This is a genomic window from Streptomyces sp. NPDC002817, assembly GCF_053592055.1.
This window is the reverse complement of record NZ_JBSFUY010000006.1, coordinates 270189-291294: the sequence shown is the minus strand read 5'-3', so window position 1 is coordinate 291294 and position 21106 is coordinate 270189. Positions and strand designations below refer to the sequence as shown.

Genomic DNA, 21106 nt, shown 5'->3' with positions numbered 1-21106 from the left:
CGGCACCGCGTCTTCAGCCCCGCCCGGCGACCTCCGCCACGAAGGCGTCGGGGTTGTCGAACATGACGTTGTGACCCGCGCCGGGCACGGTCACCACGCGCACCCCCGCGGCCTCCAGATCGCCCCTGCCCTCGAGTTCACCGCTCAACTCGCCCTGCAGATACACGCGCTCCACGGTGAGGTCTTCGAGGATGGTGCGCATGACAGGGTCGGATCCGCGCCTCAGCCCGACGGCCGTCCGGTGCAGGGCGCGCGGGTCGGCCAGTCGCATGGTCGCCGCCCACAGGGGTCCGACCTGTTCCAGCACGCGCGCGTGACCACCCTCGACGAAGGCCTCCTCCTCGTGGGAGGCGATGCCGCTGCTGCCCGCGGCGGGCGGCGGGAACGCGTCCAGGTTGGCCTCCGTGAGCACCAGGCGGGAGACCAGTTCGGGGCGCCGGTGGGCGAGCACCAGGGCGACGGCGCCGCCCATGCTGTGCGCGATGAGCTCGGCGCCCGTGACACCCGCCGCGTCCAGCGCCGCCGCGAGGGCGCCGGCATGGTCGTCGAGTGTGTAACCGAAGTGCTCGGGCCGGTCGCTGATGCCGTGTCCGGGCAGGTCCACGAACAGGCTTCGGCTGCCGGCGAGTTCGGACCGGGCCGCGATATGCGCGTGGTACACGGACGAGACCGACCCCAGTCCGTGCACGTACACGCGCGTGGGTTCCTCGCCGGGCACCTCCGTCCAGCGGATACAGCTTCCCTTGCCGTCGAACTCGGCCTGCTTCATCGCGTCCTCCCTGAGCTGCGCCCTTGGCGGCGTCCTCGCGAGCCGCCCCTGCGAACCATCGTCGCGACAATACATCGGTGACGAGGTATAGGTAAGACGATGTATTCATCGGGCGATGTACACCGGACGTACGGCAGAATGCGGGCATGCTGGAGCTCGCCATCCTCGGATTCCTGTACGACGCCCCCCTGCACGGCTACGAGCTGCGCAAACGCATCGCAGCGCTGACCGGGCACGTGAAGCCCATCGCGGAGAGCACGCTCTATCCGGCGATCAAACGCCTGGAGAAGGCCGGGCTGCTGGAGCGCGCGACCGAGCCCGGTTCCGTCGCCGCGCCACGACACGTCCTGACGCTCACCGAGGACGGCCGACACGATCTGCGCCGCCGGCTCGCCGAGCCCGTACAGCGCGACATCACCGACGAGAACCGCTGGTTCACCCTGCTCGCGTTCCTCCGGCACCTGGACGACGCCGCGGCGCAGACGGCCGTACTGCGGCGCAGGCTGGCGTTCCTGGAGGAACCCGCGAGCTTCTTCTACGAGGGTGACCGGCCGCTGCGCGCCGAGGAACTGGACGATCCCTTCCGGCGCGGAATCCTGACGATCGCGCGCGCCACGTCCCAGGCGGAACTCACCTGGCTGCGGGACACCCTCGCCTCACTGGACGGCTGAGGACACCTCACCGTCGGTCGTGCGCGTCACGCACCCAGCGCCGCGAGCACCACGGACCTGGCCTCCTCCTGGACCTGCCGCAGATGGTCCGCGCCGAGGAAGGACTCCCCGTAGATCTTGTAGACGTCCTCCGTGCCCGAAGGACGGGCCGCGAACCAGGCGTTGGCGGTGGCGACCTTGATGCCGCCGAGGGCCGCGCCGTTGCCGGGGGCCTCGGTGAGCACCGTGGTGACCGGCTCGCCGGCGAGGGTGTCGGCGGTGACCTGGCGCGGCGACAGCTTGGCCAGCAGTGCCTTCTCCTCGCGGGAGGCCGGGGCGTCCACGCGCGCGTAGGCGGGGGCGCCGAAGCGGTCCGTGAGACCGGCGTAGTGCTGCGACGGGGTCCTGCCCGTGACCGCCGTGATCTCGGAGGCGAGCAGGGCCAGGATGATGCCGTCCTTGTCGGTGGTCCACACCGAGCCGTCCCGGCGCAGGAAGGACGCGCCGGCCGACTCCTCGCCGCCGAAGCCGAGCGAGCCGTCCGACAGGCCGTCCACGAACCACTTGAAGCCGACCGGGACCTCGACCAGCGGCCGGCCGACGTCCGCCGCGACGCGGTCGATCATGCTGGACGACACCAGGGTCTTGCCGATTCCGGCGCCCGCGGGCCACTGCTCCCGGTGCGAGAACAGATACGAGATCGCCACCGCCAGATAGTGGTTGGGGTTCATGAGGCCCCCGTCCGGCGTGACGATGCCGTGCCGGTCGGCGTCGGCGTCGTTGCCGGTGGCGATGTCGAACCGGTCGCGCTGCTCGATGAGCGAGGCCATGGCGTACGGCGAGGAGCAGTCCATGCGGATCTTGCCGTCCCAGTCGAGCGTCATGAAGCGCCAGGTGGGGTCGGTGAGCGGGTTGACCACCGTCAGGTCGAGCCGGTGCTGTTCGGCGATCCGGCCCCAGTAGGCGACCGACGCGCCGCCCAGCGGGTCGGCGCCGATCCGCACGCCGGCGGCCCGGATCGCGTCCAGGTCCAGCACGTTCGGCAGGTCGGCCACGTAGGTGCCGAGGAAGTCGTGGCGGCCGGTGCCGGGTGCGGCCAGGGCACGGGCGTAGGGGATGCGCCGTACGTCCTTCAGACCGCCGGTGATGATCTCGTTGGCGCGGTCCTGGATCCAGGAGGTCGCCTCGGACCCGGCGGGGCCACCGTTCGGCGGGTTGTACTTGAAGCCGCCGTCGGCGGGCGGGTTGTGCGAGGGGGTGACCACCACGCCGTCGGCGAAGCCGGAGGTGCGGTTCCGGTTGTGGGCGAGGATGGCGTGCGAGACCGCCGGTGTGGGTGTGTAGCCGTCGGCCTGGTCGATCAGGACGGCCACGTCGTTGGCGGCGAACACCTCCAGCGCCGTGATCCGCGCGGGCTCGGACAGGGCGTGGGTGTCGGCGCCGAGGAAGAGCGGGCCGTCGGTGCGCCGGGCGGCGCGGTACTCGCAGATGGCCTGGCTGGTGGCGGCGATGTGGTCCTCGTTGAAGGCCGCCGCGAGCGACGAGCCGCGATGTCCGGAGGTACCGAACGCCACTCGTTGCCCGGGCTCGGCCGGGTCCGGGTGCAGCGCGTAGTACGCCGTGACCAGGCGGGCCACATCGATGAGGTCCTCGGGCCCGGCGACCTGTCCCGCTCGCGCGTCCTGCATATGCCCGCTCCTCCGCAAGAGTCGACCGTGGGGTACGGCCCCATTCTCCCCTGTCCGGTCTGCCGGGACGCGCACCGGGCGACCGTTGTGGCACGCGTACGACGGATGCGACGATGCGGGTCGGCGAGCGAAGGGACACCGACGTGACGCACGAGGACCAACGGCCGCCCGCCGCCGTGCTGTTCGACGCACTGGGCGCCGACTACGAGAAGGCCTTCGCCCATGCCCCCGCGCACCTGTCCGCGCTGGAGTGGCTGATCGAGCGGCTGCCGCCCGCCGCGCGGACGCTGGACGTGGGCAGCGGCACCGGGCGGCCCACCGCGGCGGCGCTGGTCGGGGCGGGGCACTCGGTGGTGGGCGTCGACCTCTCCCCCGTCATGGTGGAACTCGCCGCCCGTCAGGTCCCCGAGGCCGAGTTCCGCAGTGCCGACATCCGGGATCTCCCGCTCGACACGGACTCGTTGGACGGCGTGTGCGTGTTCTTCTCGCTGTTGCAGATGACCCGCGCCCAGCAGTCGGCCCTGGTGCGGCGCCTGACCCTGGCCCTGAGGCCCGGTGGGCATCTGGTGCTGGCCACCGTGCCCGCGGACGTGGAGGACCTCGAGGTGGTCTTCATGGGCCGGCCGGTCCGCGCGACGAGCTTCGCCGAGGACGACGTGATCGCCATGGTGGAGGCGGCCGGGCTGACGGTGCTGTCCCGGCACAGCCTCACCTTCACCCCGGACCACCCCAGCGCGGGGCCCGAGCCCCATCTCTTCCTGTACTGCCGCCGCGACGAGACCGGGCTCTGACGCTCAGTGCCCTTGTTCCTCCGGTGTCGCCGGCGGCTCGGCGGGCGTAGGCCCGGGCCGGCTGAAGAGGACGGCCCGGGCGACGGAGGGGGCGAACAGGGCGGTGACGGGCTCGGCGAGGACCAGCACGGCACGGAAGGCGCGCCCCACGACGGGGTCGCCGGGCGACCGTTCCGTGACCCGGCGCAGGTACCACCCCGCGACGCGGTCCGCGGGGCCGGCCGCGACCGCGGTGCCGACCGCGCCCGGCATCCCGCGGTCCGCTCCGGCCGAGATGTCCCACGCCTGCCGCGATGCCGCGAGCAGCGCCCGCTGCACGCGACGCGTGGTGGGGGTGCGGCGCCGGTCGGCGAGCGTGTCGCGCAGGGCGACCGCGCTCATCGCGGCGATGGCCATGCCCTGCCCGTAGATCGGGTTGAAGGTGCACAGGGCGTCGCCGGTGGCGAGGAATCCGGCCGGGCGGCGGCCGGGCAGGTCGTAGCGGCGCCGGATGTTCGCGGTCCGGCGGTAGCCGAACGCCGGCGAGAGCGGTTCGGCCTCGTCCAGCCAGCGGTCCAGGAGCGGATGCGACAGTCGCTTGGTGTACGTCTCGAACTCGTCGTCGCCCGTGGGCGGTTCGTCGCCGCGCAGTCCCGAGACGATGACCAGATGGCTGCCGTCCTCCAGGGGGAGCGCACCGCCGCCGTTGACCTGGTCGAGCCCGGGATAGACGTAGTGGCCGAGGGTCTCGCCGTCGAGGGTGCCCTTCCGTCCGCGGTACACGCGCGAGGCGTAGGCGAGCCCGGTGTCGATCGTCTCCTCGTGCGCGGTCTCGGCGCCGATCGCCGCGAGCCACTGCGACGCCTTGGTGCCGCTGCCGAAGGCGTCGACGACCACGTCGGCCTCCAGGGCCCGGGGTTCCGCGCCGACGTCGCCGGAACGTTCCCGCAGGAGTACGCCCCGTACACGTGAGGCGTCACCGAGAAGCCCGACGGTCTCGGCCCCCTCCATCACGCCGATCACCGGATTGGCGAGAACCCGCCGCCGTATCAGCTCCTCCAGCTGCGCGCGGGAGCCGGTGTATATGTGCGTCGACGCGGGCCACCGGCGAAGCCAGCGGCCGTTCTGCCACAGCACCATGTCCGACGGCATCCCCACCCGCGGCGCCCCCGCCTCCTCCAGTTCCGTCAGAAAGCCCGGCAGCAGCGACTCGAGGGCCTTCTGCCCGCCCTCCAGCAGGACATGGGGATGCCGGCCCTGGGGTACGCCGGGCCGTGACCCGGTGGCCTCCGGGAACCGGTCACGCTCGATGACGGTCACCCGGTCGCAGTGCCCGGCCAGGACGTGCGCCGCGAGGAGCCCCGCGATGCTGCCGCCCACGACGACCGCATGCCGCTCGCCCCGACCGCCGCCCTCGCTCCCTCGGCCCGTTCCTACGACAGAGTTCACCGATCCGCTCCCTTGGTCGCCATGCAGTGAGAAGGCACAAGTATCCTTCGTCGCAAGGTGGGTTGACCGTGTTCCGGCTCTTCGGCACATCCCGAACCCGCCAACCTGTGAATGCCTGCTCACACGAGGGAGACGCATGGGGAACGAGGGTCCGCCTCAGGACCCGCTCGCTCCCGTCCCCCGACTGCCGGTCACCGTGTGGCGGGACGACACGGCTACGCCTTCCGGGACGGATCGCCGACATTCGGCGGCGCCTTCACCGCGCCGCCCCCTTCTGCCGCCGGAGCTCCAACCCTACGTTCAGTAGGGGGACGTGAACGATCGGTCAGCCAACCACGCAGGGGGAAGGTGGTCAGCATGTTCGGCAGGGTCCGCAAGTCCTTCACCAGATTCTTCAACACCGTGCGCGCCGATACGGACAACGGCCGGGACAAACGCACACACAACCTGTTCGAGGCCGCGGCGGCCTACGTCTCGGCCTGTGCCGAGGACGACCAGGACCAGATCGACGAGGCCGCCGGCTGGGTCTCTCCGGAGGCGTTGTCGTTCGGGGTGAGCGAGCTGGCGTGCCGGGCGGTCATCGCGCTCGCGCGGGAGCGCGACGAGTCGCCGCAGACCGTGGCCCGTGCCCTCCTGGGGCTTCCGGCGGCCTGATCGACGGTCCATAGAGGCCGATTCGCCCTGTCCGGCCGGAAAACAGCAGCTCCGGGTGGGCTGGGGAGTCGTGACAAGCGGCTTCCGCGCACACTAGGGTGCGCGCCGTTGGACATACCGATGGGGAGGCTGGGATGGCCGGGACGGACGAGGACACCGTCGCCGCCGCGGACGACGCGCTCTATGTGCTGACGGCGGTGCTGTTGACGCCGGCGAAGTTCCCGAGCGTGCTGGGCGACGACTATCCGGAGGCCTGTGCGGCGCTCGGTCTCGCGCCGCTCGCCGACGGGTACGGCCTGGTGCTCGGCCAGGACGGCGACGGCTCCCGCTGGACGGTCGTCATCGACGACGTCTCGCTGGTCGCCGTCGCCATCGCGTCCTGGGACTGCGGCATGGAGTACGACCTGTCGCCCGACGAACGCACGGTCGTGGCCGCCCTGCCGGGCTGGCCTCTCGCCGTCGCCGTCGCGGCTCCGAACGTGCCCGCGCCGCACGATCCCGCGCCGGAGGTCGACGGCCCTCCGCTGACCCCGCCGGACACCAGCACGTGGGGACCGGCTCAGCGCCGGCTGGGGGCCGACGAGATCGCCCTCCAGTGGGCCACATGGCGCGAGCAGATCGACGACGCCGACTTCCCGGTGCCGGAACCGATCGAGTCCGCCGAGAACGGCGAGGAGGACGCGCCCAAGGGCCACAGCGGCATCCGGCGTGTCCTCGCGGAGGCCCGCGGGTACGTGGACACGCCGCCGCCCCTGGGCCGGGTCCGGTCGTCCTTCGCGTCGGGCGATGCCCGGACCCTGCGCGCCGACGGACCCGGCTGGTCGCTCGTGGCCAGGACCGACGACATCGCGTTCGTGCTGCTCGACGACGAGCCCGGCGAGGTTCTGCCGGTCGGCCGCGGCCCCGAGCTGCCGGGGCTGCTGGAGGCGCTCGACAAGATGGCCGTGCGTCCCAGCTGAACGGGGTCATCGACGGCCGCGACCCCGGCTGAACCGGGTCATCGACGGCCGCGGCCGTCCGGGTCCACCAGCAGGGCGTCCACGACGGTGTCCGCGTCCTGGTGGGCCCTGAGCGCGTCGAGTTCGGCGCGCCAGGGGGCGTCCCAGGACGCCGCCCGGCCACCGGCCCGGACGAGGTCCAGCGCGAGGCGGCCGGTCACGGCGGAGCCCCGGGCACGGAGGGTCCGTGCGGCGGCGAGCAGGGCGGCACGCACGCGTGGCCGGTGCAGATCGGCCGGTACGGAGTGCCTCGTCGGCATCCGTCCCGCCCCCGCCTCGCACTGCCGCGCGACTCTCTCCCACCGGTGTTCGTCGTGTTCGCCGTTGCGTACGAGCACCATGGCGCTGTCCCAGCTCACGCGCGCGGCGTCGGCGTGGAGTCCCACGGCCTCCAGCGTGTCGGCGAGCGCGTCCAGCACGGCCGACGGCTCCTCGCTGCCTCCTGGATCCGAGTACTCGGCGCACGCGTGCAGGCGCCGCAGCGCGTCGGCACGCGTGCACGGGTCCACGGCTCGTGCGGCCAGGGCGCCGAAGGCGCCTCGGAACGCCGACTCGGTCATCGGACCGGGCGGCAGCCGGACGAGTTGGCGCGCGGCCGCGTCCCACACCTTGCGCGGGCGGGTCGGGTCCGCGAGGGCGTCCGCGAGCACATGGGCACCGTCGGCGCCGCCGGGCACCAGCCACGTCGGAAGCGCCTGACACGCGGCGACCACGGTGTCCTCGTCGCCCGTCTCCACCAGCCGCACGAGGAAGGCGGCGTACGCCTCCCTCGGAACCGTGAGCCCGAGGCCCACGCGCGCGTGCACGACCTCGTCGCGTACGGCGGTCTCATGGACGGCCCCCGCCAGCCGGTCGGCCACGTCCCGGTGGTCGATCGCCGGCAGCAGGACGCGGGCGAGGACGGCGCGCACGTCCCGATGCCGGCCCGGCACGTCCCAGGCCGCCAGGAGGGCTTGGAAGGCGTCCTGCCGCGGGAGGTCGGCCAGCGCCCGTACGGCTTCCTTGCGGGCACCCACCGGGCTGTCCGCGGCGCAGGCCACAGGTGCCAGCAGGGGTACCGCGTCCTCGTCCGGCAGCCGTGCGATCAGCCGCCGCACCGAGGCCATCGCGGCACGGCCGCGCACGCCCCCGGTTCCCGCGTGCCTCAGCAGGAGGGCCACGGAATCGCGATCAGGGACGTCGCCGAGGGCCGCGAGTGCCGCCGCTGCCACCGGCTGTGGGGCGTCCTGCGCGAGCGCCGTCAGACGTTCGGGGTCCCTCAGCAGCCGCGCCGCATCGGTCCGCACCCGCAGCGGAGCCGATTCGTCGAGCACCACGCGCGCGTGGTGCTCTTCCCAGGCGTCCCGCTGGGCAGGCAGCCACCTTCCGGCGACGCCGGGCGCGAGGTGCGGTGTCCAAGCGGTACGGCGGGTCCGCAGCCGGCCCGTGAGGCCCTCGCGTGCGGCGGCCAGGACGGGATCGAGCAGATCGGTGCGGCGGGTGGCGACGCACCGCAGGACGACGGGAACGGTGACGAAGGTCGGGTCCAGGGCGATCAGTTCGGCGCAGCGTTGTTCGCGCAGCCGCGGCGGCCGGACCCATGCCGCCGCGGCACGCGTCGCGAGGTGCGGATCGTCGCACTCGACGGCGAGCCGCCACGCCTCGGCGTCGAGTTCCGGCAGCGCGGTGAGGTGTGTCGCGAGGAGTTCGGCGAGGGCGGTGCCCACCTCGGGCCGGCGCAGGGCCGTCGGTGCGATCGCCGTCCAGATGGCCCGGGCGGTCGTCTCGCCGACGTGCAACGGGGGCAGCGCCTCGGTCTGTTCCGGCCGCGTGACGAGTTCGCCGAGCAGTCCGGCCGCGTAGGCTGCCCGGTCCGGTCGGCCGGTCGCCGCCGCCCGCTCGACGACCCGGTGGAGCAGCCGTCGCGCGGCCCTGACGGTGCCTTCCGTCGCGTCGCGTGCCTGGACGGTGGTGAGGACGGCGTCACGCAGGACGCGTTCGGGCAGTGCGGCGAGCAAGTGACCGGCGGCGCCGGCGAGTTGTTCGAGCGCGGGACGGCGCACGGCGTCCTGGTCGTGCCAGGCCCGTTCGCAGTCGGCGGCGACACGTGCGAACTGTTCGGGGTCGCCTTCGAGTTCGGCGCAGACCAGCAGGGCGGGCCAGGCCAGGGAGCGGTGTTGGGCGCGGTGGTTGTCCGCGAGCGCCTTCAGCAACGGTTCACCCTCCGCGAGCGGCAGGGCCTGTGCCGCTCGGACCAGGGTCCACGGGCGGCGTTCGCCGCCCATCGCCGAGGGGCGGACCAGATCTGCCCGGTCGGCGGGTTCGAGTGCGGCCAGCGCGTTCACCAGCGCCGGGACGGGCCGTGGCGTCGCGCTGGTGTGCTGCTCGACGATGCGGCGCCGCTCGGCGGGTGGGAGGAGACCGAGCAGGCCGTCCGGGGTGACGTCGGTGCGGCCCGGGGCCGTGGGCCGGCGTCCGGTGCAGCGGCAGTGCTCGGCGAGTTCCACCAGGTCGCGGGCGGGCAGGGCGAGGAGCTTCCGGCGCAGCGAGGGCGGCAGCGGGCCTACGGGAACGAGGCGCTCACGGGCGCGGTCGCCGGGACCGAGGGGTGGTGTGCGCAGCACGGCCAGCGCTTCGGCGGGCCGGTTCAGGGCGGAGAGGACGGCTGCGGGAGTGAGCAGCAGCGGTGTCCGGTCCAGCAACAGGAGCGCCGCGCGTGGGTCACGCCGGGCGGCGAGCGACGCGACGGCACGGAACTGGCGGGTCAGGTGCTGGGGCCGGTGGGCGCATTGAGCCGTCACGTGTGCGGCGACGGCGCAGGGGGCGGTGCGGGCCAGGGAGTTGAGGACGCCGGGTGCCGGTGCGACGCGGGGCAGCCATTCGGCCACCGTCTCGGGAGGGCAGGCGGGCAGGAGTGCGGCGGCTTCCCGGCCGCCGTGGCGTTCGTGGATCTGCGGCAGCAGCCTGGCCGCCAGTGCCGTGCGGCGGCTCAGCTTGAGCAGTCGATAGGTGTCGTGGCGTACGGCCCTGATGTCGCCCAGGGCCAGGCGTTCCAGGGCCTGTTCGGGTACGGGCAGCCGGATGGCCGCCGAGCGGGCCCGGCGTCCCAGCAGCGGGTCCGCGAGAGCCTCCGTCACCCGTTCCAGGTCGCGGCGGACCACCGCGAGGAACAGAGCAGTGTGCCGGTCGGCGGGATCGCCGTGGTCGAGGACGTGGTGGAGCGTCTCGTAGGCGCCCGGAGCGAGGGTGCGGGCGTACCGCGCCAGGGCGCTCGTACGGGCCGGGAAGGGCAGGGTGTCGAAGTGGGCCCTCAGCCAGGCGGGCGTCAGGGGCGCCGGCGGGTTCTGGGGCTGTCGGGACGGCGTCGGGGACGCCTCGTGTGCGGCCATCAGCGCTCACCGTGGAGTCGCTGGGCCCCCTTTCCAGAAGTCATGTCGGCCATGGTGGGGTGCCGCCGATCACCTGCGCAAACGAATTTCTCGCGCCGCTCCGATCTCCTTCCTCCGCACAGCACTTCACATACGGCGAGCCCATTCCATGTGGCCCCGACCCATGGATGGCGCCCTGCCGCACTCGCACCATGAGGCAGCCCGCGACTCCCCGACCCGTCCTGGAGGCCCTCATGCGCCTGTCCCGAGGCATCCCGCTCCTCGCCGCCACACTGGTGGCCACGGCCCTCACCTGGCCGACTCCCGCCGCAGGCACGGCAGATGGTCACTGCGCACGACAGGACCGCGCCCACGTGCCGGGCGCGGCCTTCCAACGGAGCGCGTGCCTGACGGACCTGACGACGACCGGGCTGGCCGGCACCCCGTACACCGACATGGCCGACCAGGCGGGGCTGACGGCCAGGGCGACCCGCACCCCGTCCGGGGTTCCCGGTGTGCAGATCGACGGCTACTTCCCGGACTCCTCCCGGTTCAACGCCACCCACGGATGGCAGCACGACGCCCAGTTCGTGATCAGGCTGCCGGACCGCTGGAACGGCGGACTCGTCGTCACCGGCGCACCGGGTACGCGCAGGCAGTACGCCACGGACACGGCGATCTCCGACCACGTGCTCGCGCGGGGCTACGCCTACGCCGCGACCGACAAGGGGAACAACGGCGCCGACTTCTACCGCGACGGCACCCGCCCCGGTGACGCGGTCGCCGAGTGGAACGCCCGCACCACCCAGCTCACGCGCGCGGCCAAGCGTGCGGTGGCCCGGCGTTACGGGCACGCGCCGACGCGCACGTACATGACGGGTATCTCCAACGGCGGTTATCTGACGCGCCGGCAGCTGGAGAACCATCCGGAGCTGTACGACGGCGGCGTGGACTGGGAGGGCACGCTGTGGACCGCGGACGGCCCGAATCCGCTCACCTCGCTGCCCACGGCCGTGGCCCGTACGACCGGCTCGGCGCGGGACGAGGACCTGTACGCGGTGGGCTTCCCGCGCGCCTCGGAGTTCCTGTGGCCGTACCACGAGAAGGCCTACTGGGGAGTCACGCAGAAGATCTACCGCGCCGAGTTCGACCCGGCGTACGATCCGGCCTGCCCCGGCCCGACCGCCGGGACCACCACGGAGCAGGTGCTGGCGCCCTGTGCCACCGACGCGGTCTACGACTACGCCGCACGCCCGGCGTCCGTCCATCGCGCCGTGGCCCGGGTGGCGCTGACCGGACGGATCGGCCGACCGCTGATCACCCTGCACGGCGACCTGGACGCGCTGCTGCCCGCGGCCGCCGACTCCGATGTGTACGCGCGCATGATCGACGCGAGCGGCAGGGGCCGGCTGCACCGCTACTACACGGTCGAGGGCGGCACCCATGTCGACGGCCTGTACGACACCTATCCGGACCGGCTGCGGCCGATACTGCCCTGCTACCGGTCGGCCTTCGACGCGCTGGTGTCATGGGTGGAGCGAGGCACCCCGCCGCCCGCGGACCATGCCGTGAGCAGGCCCGCGAGCGGCGACGTGGTCGACTCCTGCACCCTGGCCGACCGGGCCGAGGCGGCCCGGTAGCCCAAGGGGTCTCAGCGACCGAGCTCCTTGCGTGTGACTCGGCGCAACCGGCGCCGCTGCGAGGGGTCCAGCGTGAGGTACGCGGCGGCCGGTACTCCCAGGACTATCAGGAGCGCGGCCCACCACGGCAGCCAGAACAACAGAAGGATGCCGACCGCCACACCTCCTGCGGCGATCTTCGCGTTCTTCGACATGTGTCGCCTCCTTCGCGGCCACTGCCGCTCTCTGTCCTGAGAACGGGCCCGCGCTCTCCACGGTTCCGCACCTCGACCCTGAGACGTCCCTGAGGCGCTACCCCTAGGCGTCCCTGAGACAGGGATACCCGTCCCCGCCATGAGGTGACCCACATCACGGCCCGGTCATTCCGGGCCGGCCGGGCAAGTGCTGTATCCTCGGCCACTCCGCGCTGAGTAGTCAAGTTTGAGGAGTGTCGCATTCCTGTGCCGAGGATTCCCGCGGCAACACCGTCCGAGATCTCTGAACTGGCCCGTTGCTGTGCCGTGTTCGTCCCCGGCGACCCGGCCCGCACCGGTTCCGTCGCCTTCTGGGACCCCGATGGCGACGCGCCGCCGGCCGTCGCGTCGGGGTCCGTCCAGGACCTGACCGTCGTCGTGCCCGGCGAGGACGGGGTGGAGACGGTGACCGTGCCTGCCGTGCTGCTGCCGGTGCGGGCGGCCCTGCCCGTCCTCACGCGTGCGCGTGCCGCCACCCACGGCCATCGGGCGACCGTGTTCTGGGGCACGGCCGCCGTGCACGCCCTGCAGCTCGCGGCCCGTGGACTGCTGCTGCCCGGCCTGTCCGAGGGCGACCACGACGCCTGGCGCGTGGGTCCGTTGCGCCCCGAGGACATCGAGCGCGTCCGGGCGCTGGCCGCGGCGATGCCTCCCGAGGCGCACGCCGTACCGCTCGACGGCGGCACACCGCTGCGGCTGCCCGACCCCGAGCGGCTGCTGCGCGCCTTCCTCGACGCGATCGCCGACACGCTGCCCCGCTCCCCCGCCGCGTCGCTCGTGACCGGCGGTGCCTCCTACGCGGCGCGGGAACCGCAGCACGTGCCCGGGCACCGGGCCTGGGCGGCCGATGTGGCCGCCGGCCACGACGCGGGCGTACGGCTGTCGCTGCGGATCGAGGTACCCGGGCTCTCGACCGCCGCGCAGGACGAGGCCGCACCGGCGTTCCGGGCCGTGCCGCAGGTGCACGACGTGAGCGATCCGGCACTGGTCGCGGACGCCGCCGAGGTGTGGGCAGGGCAGGGCGGGGCGTTCGGCCCTCGTGCGCGGATGGACGCCCTGCTCGCGCTGCGCCGCGCGGCCCGCGCCTGGCCGCCGCTCGCGCCCCTGCTCTCGGCGGCCGTGCCGGACGCGCTCGAACTCGCCGACGACGAGGTCGTCGATCTCCTCTCGGCCGGCGCCCGGACCCTCGCCGTCGCCGGCGTCGACGTGCACTGGCCCAAGGAACTCGCCCGCGAACTGACGGCCCGCGCGGTGGTCGGTCCGCCGGACGACTCGTCGGAGCCCGGCAGACTCTCCTCGGACACCCCGTCGTTCCTCTCCGCCGACGCGCTGCTGGCCTTCAACTGGCGGTTCGCACTCGGCGACCGGCAGCTCACCCGCGAGGAGCTCGACCGACTGGCCGAGTCGAACCGCCCTGTCGTGCGACTGCGCGACCAGTGGGTCCTGATCGACCCGCACGAGGTGCGCCGGGCCCGCGCCCAGCAGGACCGCAAGATCACCCCCGTCGACGCGCTCGGCGCCGCTCTCACGGGCTCCACGGAGATCGACGGCCACCGGGTCGAGGTCCACCCCACGGGATGGCTCGCGGCCCTGCGGGAACGGCTCGCGGACCCCGAGGCGCAACAGCCGGTCGAGCAGCCCGCGGAGCTCGCGGCCACACTGCGGGACTACCAGCGGCGCGGCCTCAACTGGCTGGTGCGGATGACCTCCTTGGGGCTGGGCTGCTGTCTCGCCGACGACATGGGACTCGGCAAGACGATCACGCTCATCGCCCTGCATCTGCACCGGCAGACGGACGCCTCCACCGCCGGTCCCACGCTCGTGGTGTGCCCGACCTCCCTCATGGGCAACTGGCAGCGCGAGATCGAGAAGTTCGCTCCCGGCACGCGCGTGCGCCGCTTCCACGGGCCACGACGGGACCTGGACGCCGTGGCCGACGGGGAGTTCGTGCTCACCACGTACGGCACGATGCGGCTCGACGCCGGCCGGTTGGCCGACGTGTCGTGGGGCATGGTCGTGGCGGACGAGGCACAGCACGTCAAGAACCCGTACTCGGCGACGGCACGGCAGCTGCGTTCCATCGGCGCACGCGCACGCGTGGCGCTCACCGGCACCCCGGTGGAGAACAACCTGTCGGAGCTGTGGGCCATCCTCGACTGGACGACTCCCGGCCTGCTGGGCCGCCTCGGCACGTTCCGCGCGCGGTACGCGCAGGCCATCGAGGGCGGCCGGGACCCGAGGGCCGCCGAGCGGCTGTCGCGGCTGGTGCGCCCGTTCCTGCTGCGCCGCCGCAAGTCGGATCCGGGCATCGCTCCGGAGCTGCCGCCGAAGACGGAGACGGACCGGGCAGTGTCGCTCACCAAGGAGCAGGCGGGTCTGTACGAGGCCGTCGTGCGCGAGACGCTCGCGGAGATCTCCGGCGCCGACAACATGGCGCGGCGGGGGCTGATCGTGAAGCTGCTGACCGGGCTGAAGCAGATCTGCAACCACCCGGCGCAGTACCTCAAGGAGGACCGGCCGAGGATCGTCGGACGGTCCGGAAAGCTGGAACTCCTGGACGAGTTGCTCGACACCATCCTGTCCGAGGGGGCGAGCGTGCTGGTCTTCACGCAGTACGTGCAGATGGCCCGTCTCATCGAGCGACACCTTGCCTCCCGCGGGGTGCCCTCGCAGTTCCTGCACGGCGGCACGCCCGTCGCTCGGCGGGAGGCGATGGTCCAGCGCTTCCAGGACGGTGAGGTCCCGGTGTTCCTGCTGTCGTTGAAGGCGGCGGGTACGGGGCTGAACCTCACCCGGGCCGAGCATGTCGTGCACTACGACCGCTGGTGGAATCCGGCCGTGGAGGCGCAGGCCACCGACCGTGCGTACCGGATCGGGCAGAACCGGCCGGTGCAGGTGCACCGGTTGATCGCGGAGGGCACCATCGAGGACCGCATCGCCGACATGCTGAGCCGCAAGCGGGAGCTGGCCGACGCGGTGCTCGGCGCCGGGGAGGCGGCGCTCACGGAACTGACGGACGCGGAGCTGGCGGATCTGGTCGAACTGCGAGGGGGCACACGATGAGTGACGACACTGAGCGCACGTTCGCCGCGTTGCCTCCCGCGCACGGGAGGGGCTTCGCGCAGAGCTGGTGGGGCCAGGCCTGGTTGAAGGCGCTGGAGGACGCCGCGCTCGACACCGCGCAGGTGAAGACCGGCCGAAGGCTCGCGCGCGCGGGAGCCGTCGGCGCGGTGTCGGTACGGCCGGGGCGCATCACGGCCGTCGTCCAGGATCGCGACCGCACCCCGCACCGGGCCGATGTGCTGTTGGAGCAACTGTCCGACGACCAGTGGGACCGCTTCCTGGACATGACCGTCGAGCGCGCCGGCCATGTCGCGGCTCTCCTGGACCGCGACATGCCTCCGCACCTGGTCGAGGACGCGGCGGCCGCGGGCGTCGAACTCCTGCCGGGGATGGGCGATCTGGAGCCGGAGTGCGACTGCGGCGCCTGGGACCACTGCGGGCACACGGCGGCGCTCTGTTACCAGGTGGCGCGACTGCTGGACGAGGACCCCTTCGTCCTGCTGCTGATGCGGGGCCGCGGTGAGCGCGCCCTGCTGGACGCCCTCCAGGACCGCACCGCCGTACCCGATGAGGCGCCGGCCCTCCGGGAGGGCGTGGACGCCGCCGAGGCGTACGCGGCCGGGGACATCCTTCCGCCGCTGCCCGCCCTGCCGGAACTCCCCGAGGAGCCCGGTGTACCGCCGTCCCTGGACACCGAGACGCCGGCCCCTTCCGGTGTCGATCCGGCCGCCCTGGAGTTCCTGGCCGCCCGGACCGCGGCACAGGCACACCGTCTGCTGGCCGAACGCGACGCCTTCGACGACGAGTTGACGGTCGCCCAGGACGCCGTCCGCCTCGCGGCGGGCACTCCCGGGACGGCCGTGCTGGAGCGGCTGTCGGAGGGCTCGGGGCGCACCCTGGAGGAGTTGGCGCCGGCCATGCGCGCGTGGCGGGACGGAGGCGTGGCCGCGCTGGACGTGCTCGAGGAGGAATGGACGGTCGGAGGTGAAACGCTCGCACGCGCGCGTGCCGCGCTCGACTCGGCGTGGGACGAGGAGGAGCGGCCGTCGTTGCGGGCGAGAGGCAACCGGTGGACGGTGGTGGGCTCTTCGAGCCAGTTGCGCCTCGGACGGGACGGCCGCTGGTGGCCGTACCGGAAGGAGCGGGGCCGCTGGGTGCCCGCGGGGGGCGCCGTCCAGGATCCCGCGACCGCGCTGGCCGCGGCCCAGGAGGCCCTGGAGATAGATTGACGTGCCATGAGGCACTTCGGCCATGACATCCTCACCGTCGGGGACGAGCTCACCGAGGCGTACGTCGAGATCTTCACCGCCCCGCCCTGGGGCGACCGGAACGCCGAGGAGACCCGCTCGGCGTTCCGGGAGCGTCTGGAGACGGACGCGCACCGCCCCGGCTTCCGTGCCGTCCTGGCGCTCTCGGACAGCGGTGGCGTGGACGGCTTCGTCACGGGCTGGACCACGCCGTCTCCCTTCCGCAGCGACCGCGCGTACGGCAAGGTGACCCGACGGCTCGGCGCCGACCGGGTCGACGAGCTGCTGGTCGGCGCCTTCGAGGTCGACGAGTTGGGCGTACGGTCGCGAGCCCGCGGCACGGGTCTGGGCCGTCGGCTGCTGTCGGCCCTCACCGCCACCGTGCCCGGGGGCCGGGCATGGCTGCTGACCTGGGACCAGGCGCACGACACGCTCGCGTTCTACCGGCGTACCGGCTGGACGGAGCCCGAACCGCTGCCAGGCCAGGAGACGGACGTGGTCGTGTTCCTGGCACCCGCCGGGGCTGCTACGACTCCGTGAGGCGGCCCTGCCACAGCATCGGCAGGACGTGGTCCCTGACCGCCGGCGCGATCCGGATGTCGTCCTCGTGCCCGGTGATCCAGCGCAGATGGGCGAGTTCGGCGGCGGGGCGGGGCACCTGGGCGAGGCGGGCACCGTAGAGGGACATCCGCATGGGCACGCCTTCGAGGGCCGCCACGGCCTCGACATCGGCCAGGAACCGCGGTTCCAGGGGCCGTACCCCCAACTCCTCGTCCAGCTCGCGGTACAGGGTCTCCAGGGGCGCCTCACCCGGGTCCGGTTTGCCGCCAGGCACATAGAAGACCTCGGGAGCCGCCTGCTTGCTCACCACCAGGAGCCGCCCCTTGCGGACGAACGCGGCCGCCACGACTTCCAGCACCTCTTGTGTCATGGGCCCCATCCTCACCCACGCTCGACGAGCCCCTGCCACACTTCGTTCACCTGCCGGTCGCACCGCGTTCGACACGGGGCCCAAATCTGGCCGCTGTCAGTGAACTTGTTCACCCAGGAGGCCCGATGTCCCCGTCTGCCACCGGCCGGCGCCGCGTCCACCGTTCCCTCGCGGCGGGCGTGCCCTTCGCCGTGCTGGCCGCGCTCGTGGCCGCTTCCCCGGCCCAGGGCGCCTCGTCGGGCGACCCGCATGTCGTCCGCACGGCGGCCCTCGGGGACATCCCGCTGGGCGCGTTCAGCAACACGCTGCTGCCCGGCACGGTGGGTGACGACCGGGGCGTGGACCTCGGCGGCATCGGCAGCGACATCTACCCGGCGGGCCGCAAGGGCGAGTTCTGGACCGTCACCGATCGCGGGCCGAACGGCCAGATCAAGGTCGACGGCACGAAGCGCCGTACGTTCCCCGTGCCCGGATTCGATCCGGCGATCGTGAAGATCAAGGTGTCGGGCGGCACGGTGAAGGTGCTGGACGCGATCCCGATCACCACCTCCTCCGGCAAGCCGGTCACCGGGCTGTCGAACCAGGAGGGGCGCGACGAGGCGCCGTTCACCTATGACGCGAGGACGCCTCTGTCGTACAACCCGAGCGGGCTGGACACCGAGGGCATCGTGCGGGCCACGGACGGCAGTTTCTGGCTCGTCGACGAGTACGGGCCCTCGCTGGTCCATGTCTCCGCGCGCGGGAAGGTGCTGACGCGTTACGTCCCCGAGGGGCTGCACCTCACCGGCGCCGGCTATCCGGTGGCGGAGGCGCTGCCCGCCGTCCTGCTGCACCGGAAGATCAACCGCGGCTTCGAGGGGCTCGCCCGACTGCCGGGCGGCGACCTGGTACTGGCCGTGCAGAGCCCGCTGTCCCTGCCGGACACCGATGCCGGAGAGGCGTCGCGGACGACCCGTCTGCTGCGGTTCTCGCCCAGGAAGCAGGCGGTCACCGCCGAGTACGCGTACCGCTTCGACCCGGTGGACGTCGTCGACCCGAGCGAGGACGACACCTCCGAGCTGAAGATCTCCTCGGTGGTCGCGGTGGGCGGCGACCGTCTGCTGGTCGAGGAGCGCACCGACAAGGCGGCACGGCTCCAGCTCGTCCGCCTGGACCGCAAGGCGAACATCCTCGGCGGCCCCTACGACGACGACACGACGTCCCCGTCGCTGGAGCAGCTCGACGATCCGGCCGCCTCGGGCGTGCCGGTGCTCGCCAAGCGCCTGGTCGTCGACCTGGGCACGCTCGACGGGGTGCCGGGGAAGATCGAGGGCGTCGCGCGCGTGGACCGCGACACGCTCGCCCTGATCAACGACAACGACTTCGGGATGACCGACGGCACCGGCGCGTTCGACGCTCAGGGCCGGCTGGTCGACAGCGGGGTGGAGACGACGGTGACGTACGTGCGGCTGCCACGCGGCATCTGATCACGTCAGGGGTGCGGTGAGCTTGCGGGTGCCCTGGGTGTCGGCTGCCAGGCTGCAGGCGACGTTGTCGATGCCGAGCCGGTAGCCGGCGGGGTCCGGGTACTGCACCAGGACGCCGCGCACGGTTCCGCCGGGCTGGTCCGCCGCCTTGCTGTCGAGGGTCCGCTCGCACAGGTCCGACGCGGCCTTCTTCAGGGCCGCGTCGGTCGTGTAGTCGCCCTCGAGTTCCGCGATCTTCACGACCTCGGCGTCGTGCGGTTTCCCGCAGGGGCGTTTGGCCGCCTGCCCGGGCCGGTCGCCGTCGGTGTCGAAGCAGTCGCCGGTCCGCAGCATGTAGTAGGGCACTTCGTCGGACGCGAAGGACGGGATCAGCGATTCGAGGCCGCTCGGGAACTCGCTCGGCAGGTCGGTGGGGAACTGTGAGGGCAGTCGGGTCGGCAGCTTCGTCGGGAGCTCGCTGGGCAGTCCGGTCGGCAGGCTCAGTGTGGGGCGGGGCGAACTGCTCGCGCTGGGCTTGTCGCCCGGCGAGTCGTCGTCGTTGCCCGACGCCATCAGCACGACCGCTGCGACGGCGGCACCGACCACGAGCACGGTGAGCAGGACGAACAGCGGATTGCGGCCCCGGCCCGGGCCACCGGGCGGTTCCGGCGGAGGAGGCGGGTCCCATCCCCCGTACGAGGGCGGTCCGTTGCCTCCGGGAGGCGGGCCGTACCCGCCCGGGGGCCCGTAGCCCCCTCCCGAGGAGCCGAAGCCTTCAGGAGGAGGGCCGAAGCCGCCGCCGTAGGGCGGCGTGTCGTCCGGCGGCCCGGGCGGCTGAGGCGGTACGGGCGGCATGGCCATACCGTCCAGGGTCGCCGTGCGCGGGACACGGCGCGACCCCCGTACGGAAGTTGATACCGACTCATGCCATGGATGGCATCGTTCCGGAGCATTCCGCACGGGGGACGGTCAACCGCGGAGACCGAATCACACACGCACGCGCGCGTGCGTTCAGCCGCGGGCGCCCAGCAGGTGGTCCATCGCCAGCTGGTCGAGCTGCTCGAAGGCCATACCGCGCGCGGCGGCGGCCTCCACGTCGAACTCCTCGAAGGCCGTACGGTCCGCGAGCAGCGACTTCAGGCCGTCCGCCGCCGTGGGCTGCGCCAGCTCGTCCAGACGCGCGGCCCGCAGCGCCTCCTGGACCTGCGGGTCGGCACGGAAGGCGGCCGCACGCTCCTTGAGGATGAGGTAGTTGCGCATGCAGCCCGCGGCCGACGCCCAGACACCGTCGAAGTCCTCGGTCCGCGGCGGCTTGAAGTCGAAGTGCTTCGGACCCGCGTAACCGGCGGTCTCCAGCAGGTCGACCAGCCAGAAGGCGGACCGCAGGTCGCCCGCGCCGAAGCGCAGGTCCTGGTCGTACTTGATGCCGGACTGGCCGTTGAGGTCGATGTGGAAGAGCTTGCCCGCCCACAGGGCCTGCGCGATGCCGTGCGGGAAGTTCAGCCCGGCCATCTGCTCGTGGCCGACCTCCGGGTTGACGCCGTACAGCTCCGGGCGCTCCAGGCGCTCGATGAACGCCAGGGCGTGCCCGACCGTCGGGAGCAGGATGTCGCCGCGCGGCTCGTTCGGCTTGGGCTCGATCGCGAACTTCAGGTCGTAACCCTGCTCGGTCACGTACTCGCCGAGGAGGTCGAAGCCCTCCTTCATGCGGTCCAGGGCCACGCGTACGTCCTTGGCGGCACCGGACTCCGCACCCTCACGGCCGCCCCAGGCGACGTAGGTCTCGGCGCCGAGCTCGACCGCCAGGTCGATGTTGCGGATCGTCTTGCGCAGGGCGTAGCGGCGCACGTCACGGTCGTTCGCCGTGAACGCGCCGTCCTTGAAGACGGGGTGCGTGAAGAGGTTGGTGGTGGCCATCGGCACCTTCATGCCGGTCGCGTCGAGGGCCTCCCGGAAGCGCTTGATGTGGCCCTCGCGCTCGGTGTCCGAGGACCCGAAGGGGATCAGGTCGTCGTCATGGAAGGTCACACCGTGCGCGCCGAGCTCGGCCAGGCGCCGCACGGTCTCGACAGGGTCCAGGGCACGCCGCGTGGCGTCGCCGAACGGGTCCCTTCCCTGCCAGCCGACGGTCCACAGGCCGAAGGTGAACCTGTCCTCGGGGGTGGGCTGGTAGTTCATGTCGCGGCTCCTTGCTCGCTTGCGACTATTTCGTCATGGCCGTT

General features: G+C 72.8%; 17 protein-coding genes. 9 read left to right on the top strand and 8 right to left on the bottom strand.

Annotation, left to right across the window (positions count from 1 at the left end; all coding sequences use genetic code 11):
- Positions 1–13: 13 nt before the first annotated feature.
- Positions 14–769: an alpha/beta fold hydrolase gene (locus ACWD3I_RS14805; protein WP_365413622.1), complete on the bottom strand. Its 756-nt coding sequence runs from the start codon at positions 767–769 to the stop codon at positions 14–16.
- Between the two features lie 146 nt (positions 770–915).
- On the opposite strand from ACWD3I_RS14805, the gene ACWD3I_RS14800 reads away from it, so the two are divergent.
- Positions 916–1440 (top strand): PadR family transcriptional regulator, encoded by a 525-nt coding sequence (locus tag ACWD3I_RS14800; RefSeq protein ID WP_365413624.1) that lies wholly within the window; start codon positions 916–918, stop codon positions 1438–1440.
- Between the two features lie 26 nt (positions 1441–1466).
- Here the strand turns inward: ACWD3I_RS14800 and pgm are convergent, their stop codons facing one another.
- Complete coding sequence (pgm, locus tag ACWD3I_RS14795) at positions 1467–3107, bottom strand: phosphoglucomutase (alpha-D-glucose-1,6-bisphosphate-dependent) (RefSeq protein ID WP_365413626.1); 1641 nt, start codon at positions 3105–3107, stop codon at positions 1467–1469.
- Between the two features lie 113 nt (positions 3108–3220).
- Here pgm and ACWD3I_RS14790 point away from each other — a divergent pair, with 113 nt between their 5' ends.
- On the top strand, positions 3221–3898 hold the full coding sequence (locus ACWD3I_RS14790; protein WP_451084095.1) for a class I SAM-dependent methyltransferase: 678 nt from the start codon (positions 3221–3223) through the stop codon (positions 3896–3898).
- A 3-nt stretch (positions 3899–3901) separates the two neighbouring features.
- On the opposite strand, the gene ACWD3I_RS14785 is transcribed toward ACWD3I_RS14790, so the two are convergent.
- Complete coding sequence (locus ACWD3I_RS14785) at positions 3902–5257, bottom strand: NAD(P)/FAD-dependent oxidoreductase (RefSeq protein WP_365413634.1); 1356 nt, start codon at positions 5255–5257, stop codon at positions 3902–3904.
- A 426-nt stretch (positions 5258–5683) separates the two neighbouring features.
- Here ACWD3I_RS14785 and ACWD3I_RS14780 point away from each other — a divergent pair, with 426 nt between their 5' ends.
- Positions 5684–5980: a hypothetical protein gene (locus ACWD3I_RS14780; protein WP_365413630.1), complete on the top strand. Its 297-nt coding sequence runs from the start codon at positions 5684–5686 to the stop codon at positions 5978–5980.
- A 134-nt stretch (positions 5981–6114) separates the two neighbouring features.
- Positions 6115–6939: a hypothetical protein gene (locus ACWD3I_RS14775; protein ID WP_365413632.1), complete on the top strand. Its 825-nt coding sequence runs from the start codon at positions 6115–6117 to the stop codon at positions 6937–6939.
- 38 nt (positions 6940–6977) lie between these two features.
- Here ACWD3I_RS14775 and ACWD3I_RS14770 read toward each other — a convergent pair whose 3' ends face one another.
- Positions 6978–10346 (bottom strand): hypothetical protein, encoded by a 3369-nt coding sequence (locus ACWD3I_RS14770; protein ID WP_451084094.1) that lies wholly within the window; start codon positions 10344–10346, stop codon positions 6978–6980.
- A gap of 233 nt (positions 10347–10579) precedes the next feature.
- Here ACWD3I_RS14770 and ACWD3I_RS14765 point away from each other — a divergent pair, with 233 nt between their 5' ends.
- A complete protein-coding gene (locus ACWD3I_RS14765) occupies positions 10580–11965 on the top strand; it encodes a tannase/feruloyl esterase family alpha/beta hydrolase (RefSeq protein WP_365396400.1) in 1386 nt (461 codons plus the stop codon).
- An 11-nt stretch (positions 11966–11976) separates the two neighbouring features.
- Here ACWD3I_RS14765 and ACWD3I_RS14760 read toward each other — a convergent pair whose 3' ends face one another.
- Positions 11977–12159 (bottom strand): hypothetical protein, encoded by a 183-nt coding sequence (locus ACWD3I_RS14760; protein WP_365396404.1) that lies wholly within the window; start codon positions 12157–12159, stop codon positions 11977–11979.
- 246 nt (positions 12160–12405) lie between these two features.
- Between ACWD3I_RS14760 and ACWD3I_RS14755 the strand changes: the two genes are divergently transcribed.
- Genes ACWD3I_RS14755 through ACWD3I_RS14745 form a run of 3 tightly spaced genes read left to right on the top strand, consistent with a single transcriptional unit; the run spans position 12406 to position 17048 of the window.
- Positions 12406–15261: a DEAD/DEAH box helicase gene (locus ACWD3I_RS14755; protein ID WP_365396407.1), complete on the top strand. Its 2856-nt coding sequence runs from the start codon at positions 12406–12408 to the stop codon at positions 15259–15261.
- Positions 15258–16490: an SWIM zinc finger family protein gene (locus tag ACWD3I_RS14750; protein WP_365396410.1), complete on the top strand. Its 1233-nt coding sequence runs from the start codon at positions 15258–15260 to the stop codon at positions 16488–16490. The genes ACWD3I_RS14755 and ACWD3I_RS14750 overlap by 4 nt, the downstream gene beginning before the upstream one ends.
- 6 nt (positions 16491–16496) lie before the next feature.
- Positions 16497–17048, top strand: a complete 552-nt coding sequence (locus ACWD3I_RS14745; RefSeq protein WP_365396413.1) for a GNAT family N-acetyltransferase — start codon at positions 16497–16499, stop codon at positions 17046–17048.
- Here ACWD3I_RS14745 and ACWD3I_RS14740 read toward each other — a convergent pair.
- The gene (locus tag ACWD3I_RS14740; protein ID WP_365396416.1) at positions 17035–17439 is read right to left on the bottom strand and encodes an NUDIX hydrolase; all 405 of its coding nucleotides are present in this window, start codon (positions 17437–17439) and stop codon (positions 17035–17037) included. The genes ACWD3I_RS14745 and ACWD3I_RS14740 overlap by 14 nt on opposite strands.
- Before the next feature lie 125 nt (positions 17440–17564).
- Between ACWD3I_RS14740 and ACWD3I_RS14735 the strand changes: the two genes are divergently transcribed.
- Positions 17565–18905 (top strand): esterase-like activity of phytase family protein, encoded by a 1341-nt coding sequence (locus ACWD3I_RS14735; RefSeq protein WP_365396419.1) that lies wholly within the window; start codon positions 17565–17567, stop codon positions 18903–18905.
- Here ACWD3I_RS14735 and ACWD3I_RS14730 read toward each other — a convergent pair whose 3' ends face one another.
- Both ACWD3I_RS14730 and xylA read right to left on the bottom strand, forming a co-directional pair.
- The gene (locus tag ACWD3I_RS14730) at positions 18906–19745 is read right to left on the bottom strand and encodes a hypothetical protein (RefSeq protein ID WP_365396422.1); all 840 of its coding nucleotides are present in this window, start codon (positions 19743–19745) and stop codon (positions 18906–18908) included.
- Positions 19746–19895: 150 nt separating this feature from the next.
- Positions 19896–21062, bottom strand: coding sequence for a xylose isomerase (xylA, locus tag ACWD3I_RS14725; RefSeq protein WP_365396425.1), 1167 nt, complete (start codon positions 21060–21062; stop codon positions 19896–19898).
- Positions 21063–21106: the final 44 nt, after the last annotated feature.